The organism is Algoriphagus aquatilis, assembly GCF_042657405.1.
Lineage (GTDB): Bacteria > Bacteroidota > Bacteroidia > Cytophagales > Cyclobacteriaceae > Algoriphagus > Algoriphagus aquatilis.
Map to the genome: position 1 here is coordinate 121443 of NZ_JBHSKS010000003.1, position 9797 is coordinate 131239.

At 43.0% G+C, this 9797-nt stretch carries 10 protein-coding genes; all 10 read right to left on the bottom strand.

Features of this window, described 5'->3' with window-relative positions; translation table 11 throughout:
- Positions 1–170 precede the first annotated feature (170 nt).
- Complete coding sequence (locus tag ACFPIK_RS04925) at positions 171–1055, bottom strand: pirin family protein (protein WP_377912837.1); 885 nt, start codon at positions 1053–1055, stop codon at positions 171–173.
- A 106-nt stretch (positions 1056–1161) separates the two neighbouring features.
- Positions 1162–1707, bottom strand: coding sequence for a VanZ family protein (locus ACFPIK_RS04930; protein ID WP_377912839.1), 546 nt, complete (start codon positions 1705–1707; stop codon positions 1162–1164).
- Between the two features lie 244 nt (positions 1708–1951).
- Positions 1952–2863: an ABC transporter substrate-binding protein gene (locus ACFPIK_RS04935; RefSeq protein ID WP_377912841.1), complete on the bottom strand. Its 912-nt coding sequence runs from the start codon at positions 2861–2863 to the stop codon at positions 1952–1954.
- 166 nt (positions 2864–3029) lie between these two features.
- Complete coding sequence (locus ACFPIK_RS04940; protein ID WP_377912843.1) at positions 3030–3587, bottom strand: hypothetical protein; 558 nt, start codon at positions 3585–3587, stop codon at positions 3030–3032.
- 273 nt (positions 3588–3860) lie between these two features.
- Positions 3861–4160, bottom strand: coding sequence for a type II toxin-antitoxin system RelE/ParE family toxin (locus ACFPIK_RS04945; protein WP_377912845.1), 300 nt, complete (start codon positions 4158–4160; stop codon positions 3861–3863).
- Positions 4142–4372: a hypothetical protein gene (locus ACFPIK_RS04950; protein ID WP_377912847.1), complete on the bottom strand. Its 231-nt coding sequence runs from the start codon at positions 4370–4372 to the stop codon at positions 4142–4144. The genes ACFPIK_RS04945 and ACFPIK_RS04950 overlap by 19 nt, the downstream gene beginning before the upstream one ends.
- 1076 nt (positions 4373–5448) lie before the next feature.
- A complete protein-coding gene (locus ACFPIK_RS04955; RefSeq protein ID WP_377912849.1) occupies positions 5449–5898 on the bottom strand; it encodes a hypothetical protein in 450 nt (149 codons plus the stop codon).
- 143 nt (positions 5899–6041) lie between these two features.
- Complete coding sequence (locus ACFPIK_RS04960; RefSeq protein ID WP_377912851.1) at positions 6042–6647, bottom strand: shikimate kinase; 606 nt, start codon at positions 6645–6647, stop codon at positions 6042–6044.
- A 71-nt stretch (positions 6648–6718) separates the two neighbouring features.
- Positions 6719–8731 carry an alpha amylase C-terminal domain-containing protein gene (locus ACFPIK_RS04965; protein ID WP_377912853.1) on the bottom strand — a complete coding sequence of 671 codons (2013 nt, stop codon included), beginning with the start codon at positions 8729–8731 and terminating at the stop codon, positions 6719–6721.
- A 300-nt stretch (positions 8732–9031) separates the two neighbouring features.
- A complete protein-coding gene (locus tag ACFPIK_RS04970) occupies positions 9032–9313 on the bottom strand; it encodes a GIY-YIG nuclease family protein (RefSeq protein ID WP_377912855.1) in 282 nt (93 codons plus the stop codon).
- Between the last annotated feature and the right edge of the window lie 484 nt (positions 9314–9797).

Consider the following 9797-nt stretch of genomic DNA (forward strand, 5'->3'; position numbering starts at 1 on the left):
CCTGCTAAGACTGATCTCTGCATACTTTTTTAAGCTTTCAGACTTCAGCTTTCATACTTTTTAAGATCGCTTCGTCGCAGGAGAGCCTTCCAAAAATACATGTCTTGGAGTTCTGCTCCTCGCGATGACGTTGGGTCCTGCCCACTGAGACTGACCACTGCTTACTTTTTTTACTTGCCTTGAAAGCTCGGGTAGGGTACAAACTCCGCACTGTCTCCCGGGATCTTGTCAAACTCCTGGTTCCTCCATTTTTGTCTAGCTACTGCAAGCGTTTCCTTGCTGGTGGCCACAAAATTCCAGTCGATAAAACGCTCTTCCGGGAATGCCTCACCTCCGAAAATGTAAATCGTGCTATTGGCTTCGATGGTGAATTCGCAAAGGGAACTTTCTTTGGCCACCAGGATTTGCTTGGGTCCAAAGTGATTGCCTTCGCTTTGGATGCCGCCTTCCAGAATGTATAAGCCACTTTCTCCAAAAAGAGACGCACCCAAGTGTAGGGTTTGCTTTTCCTGACTTTTGATCTCCAGCATGTACAGCGGGCTATAGGCGGGGACAGGGGAGCGATGTCCCATGACTTCCCCTGCAATGAGTTTGAACTGGGTAGTCCCTTCCGTCCAAGTGGGGATTTGATGGGCTTCGATATGAAAAAACTCCGGGTCCATAAATTCCCGTTCCTTTGGCAAAGCCACCCAAATCTGCAAGCCGTGGAGGCTTTTTTCCGAATCTCTCAGGTGATCCGGAGTGCGTTCGGAGTGGACAATTCCTTTTCCTGCGGTCATCCAATTCACCGCGCCGGGTTGGATTTCTATAGCAGTTCCCAGGCTGTCTCGGTGCATGATGCTCCCTTCGAAAAGAAATGTCAAAGTCGAGAGTCCAATATGCGGATGCGGCAAAATATCCATTTGCTCCCGCTCGTTCAGCTTGACAGGGCCCATGTGATCGATGAAAATGAAAGGGCCTATCATGCGCTTTTGGCGAAAGGGGAGCAAGCGGCCTACCAGAAACTTGCCGATATCGGCAGCACGCTCTTCGATGATGAGTTGGAGGTTGGACATGTGTTTTTGATAAGTTAAAAATGAATGGTTTGGCCTAGTAGGTAGCTCTTTTACGGAGTTAACCCCAGTTTGGATTTAGGGAATAGCTTTTTGATTAGCTAAAATCTCAACTCTCTAAGAGTTGCATTCGGAAAATCCACAGCTGGTTGAATTTGAGAAACAACAATAAACCCAGAATGATCCCCGTTCCGATCAGTGCGAAGATATTGACCCATTTCCTTGCCAGCTTGGGGCTTTTTGCCAACTTTTTCAAGCCTTGGTAGGTAATCCATCCCAAGATTCCGCCAAGGGTATTATTGACCAAATCTGTGGCATCAAAGGCTCCATATTTGAGAAAATATTGGCTTGATTCAAAGAGGAAGCTCGAAGTGAGAAAGACCGGTATCAACCGTGGGAGGGTCCACTTTTGCCAAAGTATCCCCGAATACAATCCATAGGGAACAAAAATCAGCACATTGAGGAGCAGTTCATTGCGGTCCCCTTGGCCGGGTAATCCAAACAAACGGGGAAAAGGAATCCAATTGATACTTCGTTCTACCCCGGCGTGGTAGGCAACCAAATTAAATTTCAACACGATAATCCATACCAAGGAAATCAGGTATATCAAAAGTAGCGCGTAGGTAAGTCGCTTGGATTGAAAAAACGAAGTCATGGGAAGTCTGATAAGGTAGCCCGATACATGCAAGTGAAATGCCGAATTAGAAGTGAACCCGATTTTTCATTTCAATTATGGTTGCTTTTAAAAAAGACATTCACCTTTTCAAGGGACAGAGCCTTTCCCTTGAAGTCATTTTCGGTTCTACTTGAAGTCAATAAAATCAGAAAAGAGGTAATTCTCTTGGGAAGAAGTTTCCCCTTCCGTCAATTGGAAGGGGAATAAAAAAAATGACGCACTGTTAGCCAACCAAGCTATTGGTAAAAAGCTCTTGGTTAAGAATGACAGATTTCTCTAAGTTTTTTTCTACCAACCATTCCAAAAATGCCCTAACCCGAGTAGGATTCATGTGTCCGAAGTTTCCATTTTCTGCAAAATAGGGACTCGAAAGCTCCAGTGCACGATGCAAATTCACCGCCTGCTGATCGTAAGGAGTGAGGTAGGGATGAAGAAGCGTGACTGCTTTTTCGGGATTTTCCACGGCAAACTGATAGCCGAGTTGAGTAGCTCTGATAAAACGGGTATAAGCATCCAGGTGCTGATTCATTTTCTCCTTTTTGGTGAAAATTACCGGGGAATAGCCATAAGGGATGTCGTAGTCCTTCAGGTAAAACTTATTCAGGGTGATGTTTTTTGTGGCTGCTTCCACACCTTCCCAGTTATCAAAAATCCAGGTCGCATCCGCTTTTCCCGTCAATAGGGTATTCCAAATGCCCAGCTTCTCAGGGTAACTGAGTTGGATTTGTCCGGTTCCGCCATCATTTTTCACCATCTCCTGGATGATGTGATCCTCGTATCGGGCTTTGTAGGAAGCATAGATCCGCCCGTCAAGATCTTTCATCGTACGGACAGGCGAGTCGCCTAGGGATACCACGCAACTCAAATCCTGCTGTAGGATGGCATAGATAGCCACGGCATCCACCTGATTTGCTTTGTTGTTGAGACTGATCACCGTCTCAAAAGGTGCAATGGAAAAATCGGCTTGGTCGAGTTCCAGCTTTTTGCCGGGAGTCACTTGGTAGTGATCATCCAAAGGATTCAGCAGCTCCAATTGTATGCCTTGAGCTGAGTAAAATCCGAGTTCCTTGGCTACAAAGAGCCCGATGTGATTGACGTTTGGTGTCCAGTCAAGGGCAATTTTGAGGGTTTGCATGTGAGTTAGATTTGGGTCAAAGGGTGTTTTGGCCGCAAATATATTTTTGGAATTCGGGGATTCTCACCAATCAAAAATGAATCTTCCATGAAATCTTTTTATGGAAAACATGGGTATATCTCACTCAGGAGCTGCGTTGCTTTAAAAGAAAATCTGCCCTGAATCCTTAAAACCAATACCCGTATTTCAGGAAGATGGAGGAAATGTAGGCTCCCCCATGGGTACCGATGCTGATCATGTGTTTTTGGTGAATAAGGGAGGAAATTCCGGTGCTGATTGCACCTGAAATACCCTGTTGCATGGGGTCGGTCGGCCGGGAAATTGTCCTCGAGCTGTACATCAACCCGGGCATCAGAAACAGGGAGGGATTCCATTTTTTTTCAGGCAGGAAGTTAACCCTGATCCCGGCTACCAGTCCCAAGCCGGTGTTTTTTTGATCATAGCCACTGAGAAAAGTCTTGCCTGAATGGTAATCAAAAAGAAGTTGGGATTCCAGCTGGATGACCTTGTCCCTCCGACCTGCATAATGGATGGAAAAGCTGGGTCCGCCACCGCCACTGAGGATTCCTGCATTGATTCCACCGTGCAACCCAAAGCCAGTGGTTTTTGGAGCTTCCTGACTTTGAGCTTTGGCAAATTGGATTTGAAAAAAGGTGCATGCCATGATCAGCAGTAAAACTGCACACTTGGCGTATGTGGATGCGGAGTGCCTGTTGCTAGACATGATGAAGGATTGAAGTGGATTCTTCGAAATTTAAGAACTTCAGTCAATATCACCTTGATAGCGGAATGGTTAAGATAGTAGGAAAGGACAAGGCGTCAAGAATTCCGATCGGGATCGGAATTAGCCTTAGGTCAGTATAGGGTGGGAAAACTTCACGCTGCATCCAATTGGACTTTACAGATCCATAGTTGAAATGATGACTAAAGGGTACCTATCTTGAAAAATGGTTATTCAACACGCTGATTTTGGGGAATAGAACTATTCACCCGCTATTCATTTGATTTTTAATTTTTCGGGATTTTGTCGTGTGTCCCAAACTGTATGAACAATGATATGATCGGGTGTAACCTCATAAAAAAGTATAAAATCTCTTACGATTAAGCCTCTTATGGGATCGAAGTCTGTTTTGATTCCCATCTCTGGATTGGTGATTGTCAATCTGAGCTTTTGATTGAATTCCCGATAAAGCTTCTTCGAGTAATCGGAGCTTTTGTTCCGATGGGTATAAAAATCTAGTGTCTCAAAAAGTTTGATTTTGGCTAAATGAGACCAAATCAGTTTTCGCTTGCCCATTTTTCAAATTCTTCATCCAATTGATCCTGACTGATGAAAAGGCCTTGTTTGATCTGCTCTTGCGATTGCTTGATTTCGGCCCGCTGTTCAGCAGTCAGGTGGAGGATTTGGGATTTGCTGTCCAAGATTGTCTTGATGGCTTCCAAGAAAGCAGTATCCTCGATTTCCGAGATTCGCTGAATCAGGTGCTTTTTTAGGTCTAGGGTAGTCATAGCTTGTGAAGTTTGTTTTGAATTTAAGGAAAAATTCATTGAATGGCTTGAAATCTATTTGCATTCCGATAGCTATAGGAATGGTTTGATGAGAAGGGTGAGATTTCAAAATTCTACTAGCGCCACATTGAACCCCATTGATTCGTGATAGAATTTACGCCCAAAAGGAGCTTTTTAAATTTTCTTAAAAGGTAGTCCTACTTTGTTCTATGCTTCTTTCAAGTTAGGAATTGCAGATGGACTTAAGGTCAAAGCAGAAAAATTTTATGGATTGGATGAAGTGGTTTATTTCCCTGCTAAACTATTTCAGCTTTTTGTTAAACGATTTCATCTCAGCAGCGAACTGTTTCCTTTTTTTGGCAAACGCGTTTATCTCTAGTCTGAAAAAGTTTGACTTTTGGCTGAAATGGTTCAACTCTATGCTAAACAAGTTGATCTTTTTGGTGAAATAATTAACCTTTTTGCTCGGTGATTTGGCTTCAGAAGCGGAACGTCGCACCTTTTTGTTCGGCCTTTTAAGCTCTGAGGCGAAATCTTGAACCGTAATTCTCGGAATTTGGACCTCAAAGGCCGAACGTTGGACCTTGTTACTCAAATCATGGACAAAATAGGCGAAACGCTGGGCCTTTTTGCTCTGCGTTTTGACCTAAGAGGCGAAACGTTGGGCCTTTTTACTCCATGCTTCGACCTCTGAGGTAGGAGAGGGTACTTCCGAAGTACCCCTGCCCACTTCGGAAATGACTTCAGTGAGTTCCGAACGGAACTGGTTCAGTTAAAAGGTGAACTCACTGAGTTCGGAACCGAACTGGTTCAGTTACCAAGTGACTCAGTTCAGTTCAGAACTGAGACGAGTAGGTTCGGAAGTGGGGTAGGTAGGGATTTGGGATGGGAAATGGATCGAATTGCATCCCGACAGCTGTACGGGATCGGAAGGGATAGAAGGGTCTAATTTCTAACTTCACCCAGCGCTAAATTGAACTTCAGATGTGCTGAGAAGAGACTACACCTAGGGAGGTGGGCGCCAAATTGAACTTAGATGGTGTTGAGAAGAAACTACGCCTAGAGTTGGGAAGAATCTACTTTTCTAAAAATTGAATTTCTGTGTTTAAACTATTTACAACAGAAAAGAGCTTCATAACTGCTTCATGGTTTGCAGAACCTTTTTGTCCTTTGAAATTGGTTAAAGAATAACCTTCTGAGTTAATACCATAAATGGATATGTCCATTGAAGAATATATTTGAAATTCTGCTTTTTGATCAATAACCTTGACTTTAATGTAGTAATTAAGGACGTTTTTAGCTAGTCTTGGTTTTGTTGAAATGGTAAAATAATCCTTATCTATTTTTTCAATTTCATGGTCAAATTCAATCAAGGCTTTAGCGCATAATTCTAAAATTTCAGGAGCATCTTTGTCTAATTGGATTAGCATCGTATTGAAACTTCGGTATTCCTTTGGTATCTCTTGTGCTTGAGTATTTAAAAAGAGTAAAAGAATAAAGAAGGTTGAAATTAAAATAGTTTTCATTTTTCGGAATTTTAATTATTTTATTTCTTTTAAGGAATAATAGAATGTTTAATTCTCAAACAGCGCTAATTGGAACCTAATAGATTTTTTACTAAAGACTACTTCGTGATAGTCTGATTACAAATTATACTAATGTAAGTGTTTTATAAGATTTCTAAAATTTCTTTTGGAATCTCATCATTACTTAATACTTCACTTGTTGTAAATGTGTGTTTTGCAAAATATCTATATGTTTTATTTCTTTGTTTTAAAATATTTTCAATATTTTCGATAGCTATTTTTTTATCAAATTCAATATTATATTCATCTACCATTACACCAATATCCCAAATACCAAAATCAGATCGAGGTTCTTTTAGTTTATTAAATAATTCTTCTCTTCTTTTTTTTAAATTTTCGTAAATGTTATTGGCTGAATTTTCTAGTAATATAACATGAGGCTGCTTTATAGAAATGTATTTTTTAAAATTTTCACGAAAAGGTAATCCAGGGCCAGCAGCAATTATAAGGTTATTTGGTTTTTCAATTAGATTTTCAATTAATTGTGATTCTAATTTTAAAATTTCAAAAAGTGCTTTTTCACGTCCAAGTTGGAGATAAATATTAGAAATGCTATTTTCATAATTTTTTGAAATCTCTTCATCAGTATCTAATATAGATCTTCTAATCGAAGGGATTTCTTCTTTTATTTTTTTTATTAAAGACGATTTTCCTGTTGTTGAAAATCCAATAATTATAATTTGTTTCATTTTTTGAGCTTATATTTTTCAATTATGCTCTTTTAAAATTTATCTCATTGAGACTATATTTAATGTCTCGTTTAATTCTTCCTCTCCATCACCATCACCACCCGATTGGGTACATATAAATGCACCTGTTTGTCTTTGTCGGTAGGGTAGGCAATGGACTTATCGAGGCGCTCGAAGCCTCCGTAGATTTTTTCATCGGAGTTGAGGAGGATATGATAGGTTCCTGCCTCGGGCATACGGATCGGAAAACCGAAATAGGACTCGGTCGGATGGAAGGAAAAGACAAAAATCAATCCCCCTCGGGTATAGGCCAGGATCTTCTTATCCGGATCGAGGAAAAGTTGCTCGGCAGGAGGGGCGGAGAGAAGTTGATGCTCGGTGGTAAGGTGAATCATTACTTTATCCCAGGCATCGAGTTGACGGTAGCGGAGGTGAGGCGTATCCACCAGAGACCACTGCCGACGGGCGTATTGGTAGCTCCAGTCGTTGCCCAGTCGGGGGAAGTCCACCCACTCCGGATGCCCAAATTCATTGCCGATAAAGTTCAGATAGCCCTCACCACCCAAGGTCAGTGTGATCATGCGGATCAGCTTGTGCAGGGCGATGCCACGGTCTACGACAAGGTTTTGCTCCAGTACCGACATGGAGAAGTACATTTCCTTGTCCATCAGCCAGAAGGCGATGCTTTTGTCCCCCACCAGCGCCTGATCATGACTCTCGGCATAGGCGATGGATTTTTCCAGTTTGGGTCGGTTGGTCAGCTCGTGCCACAGCTCAAACATATCCCATTGCTCGTCCAGCTTGTGCTTCAGGGTCTTGATCCAAAAATCAGGAATCCCCATCGCCAGACGGAAATTGAATCCCAAGCCGCCTTCGTCCACTCTTCGGCTAAGTCCAGGCATCCCTGAGACTTCTTCTGCTATTGAAATTGCTGCGGGTTTCAACCCATGAATCAAAGTATTAGCCAACTGAAAATACAGCACGGCCTCTTCGTCCACTCCGGCATCGAAGTACTTATCTGCCGAGTCGAAAGACACGTGTCCGTGGTGATGGTAGAGCATGGAGGTGGCTCCGTCGAAGCGGAATCCGTCAAAGTGAAACTCCTCCAGCCAGTAGCGGATATTGGAGAGTAGAAACTGCTGCACCTCCCATTTGCCGTAGTTGAAAAGCTTGGAATCCCAGCCCTCGTGGTAGCCTCTTGCGCCGGGATGGAAGTATTGATCGGCACTTCCGTCAAACTCGTTGAGGCCTTCGAGGACGTTTTTCACCGCATGGGAATGCACGATGTCCATGATGACGGCAATCCCCATTTCATGGGCGGTGTTGATCAGGCTTTTTAGCTCTTCAGGCGTTCCAAATCGGGAAGAGGGCGCAAAGAAGTTAGACACGTGATAGCCAAAGGAACCGTAATACGGATGCTCCATCACGGCCATCATCTGAATGGCATTGTAGCCCCCGGCTTTGATGCGCGGAAGGATGAGTTCTTCGAATTCTTTGTAGGTGCCGACTCCGAGTTTTTCCTGAGCCATTCCCACGTGGCATTCGTAGATCAGGGGCATTTTAGCCGCTTTTTTTGATGAAAAATGCTGATCTGTCCAAGCAAATTCATTTTTGGGAAACCAGAGTTGCCCGGCGAAGTCGTGGGTTTTTTCGTCCTGAATCACCCTTCGGAGGTAAGCCGGAATTCGGTCAAGGTCAGTATCATTGGCCCCGATGACGCGAACCTTGATCTTGCTGCCGTGGATAAAGGTGTGCTGGTAGTGATCAAAGGGAAGGAAAATCTCCCAATCCCCGCGATGGTTTCTTTTAAGTGGGTGTGAATTTCGATCCCACCAGTTGAAATCACCCATAAGGAAAAGGGCCTTGGCAGCGGGGGCCCACTCCCGATAAATCCAACCGTTGCGGATTTTATCGAAGTGGATGCCGTAATACTCGTGCATCCGGGCAAACTCCAGGATACTGCCGGAGTAGTCGTTGATAGTTCGGATCGCGGATTGGAACTGTTCAAATCGACGGTTGATAGCAGGTGCAAAGGGCTCCAACCAGGCTTCGTCGGAAAGGATTTGTAGCGGTTTTTGGCTCACAAAAAGTGAAAATTTGGTTGCGATGAAATTAGGAAAAATTGGGGGTTCGACAAGCTCACCCCCCGAAAATCAACAAGCTCACCCCTCGAAAATCGACAAGCTCACCCCCCGAAATTCGACAAGCTAATTTGCCAAAATTCGACCTTTGGGGTCACCGAGCTTGTCTAGATTTACCTCCGAAATTCGACCTTTGAAGTCACCGAGCTCGATCCCTGAGCTAGGCTTTTGAGTTTTTAGAAATGTCGAAGCTCGATCCCTGAGTTTGGCTTTTGAGCTAGTCGAAAAATGTCGAAGGGGAAGTTATTTTTTACTCTTGCTCAATTTGACAAGAAGGTCCAAATCACCGTTGATCAAAGCTTCCTTTTTGGCATGAGTCCATTTTTGAATTTGCTTTTCCCTGTAGAAGGCCTCATCAATCCTGTCGAAGGTTTCACAATAGACAAGTTTAATCGGAAGATGTTTTCGGGTAAAATTGGCTCCTTCTCCATTTTGATGCTGTTCCAATCTCCTATCTAAATCGATTGTGCTTCCAGTGTAGTATTGTCCGTTACCGCAAAGCAATATGTACATGTACCCTCTCATATTAATAAAAATTCAACTACTGATTTTGAAAAAGATATGAGTTAAAAATAATGCTTCTAACGGTTAATAGGAAGCGTTTCTTAAAGGATTTATAATTGAAATATGTCTCAATCTTGAATCAATAAGCCTGATTGGTTAGCATAAAAAAGAGAGTTGAGGTTCGACAAGCTCACCTCCCCATAAATTCGACAAGCTCACCTCCCCATAAGTTCGACAAGCTCACTTCCCTTTAATTAAGTCGAAGCTCGTTCCTTAACTTGATTTTTGAGCTAGTCGAAAAATGTCGAAGCTCGATCCCTAAGTTTGGCTTTTGAGCTAGTCGAAAAATATCGAAGCTCGATCCCTGAGCTAGGTTTTTGAGTTTATCGAAAAATGTCGAAGCTCGATCCCTAAGTTTGGCTTTTGAGCTAGTTGAAAAATGTTGAAGCTCGATCCCTGAGCTAGGTTTTTGAGTTTATCGAAAAATGTCGAAGCTCGATCCCTG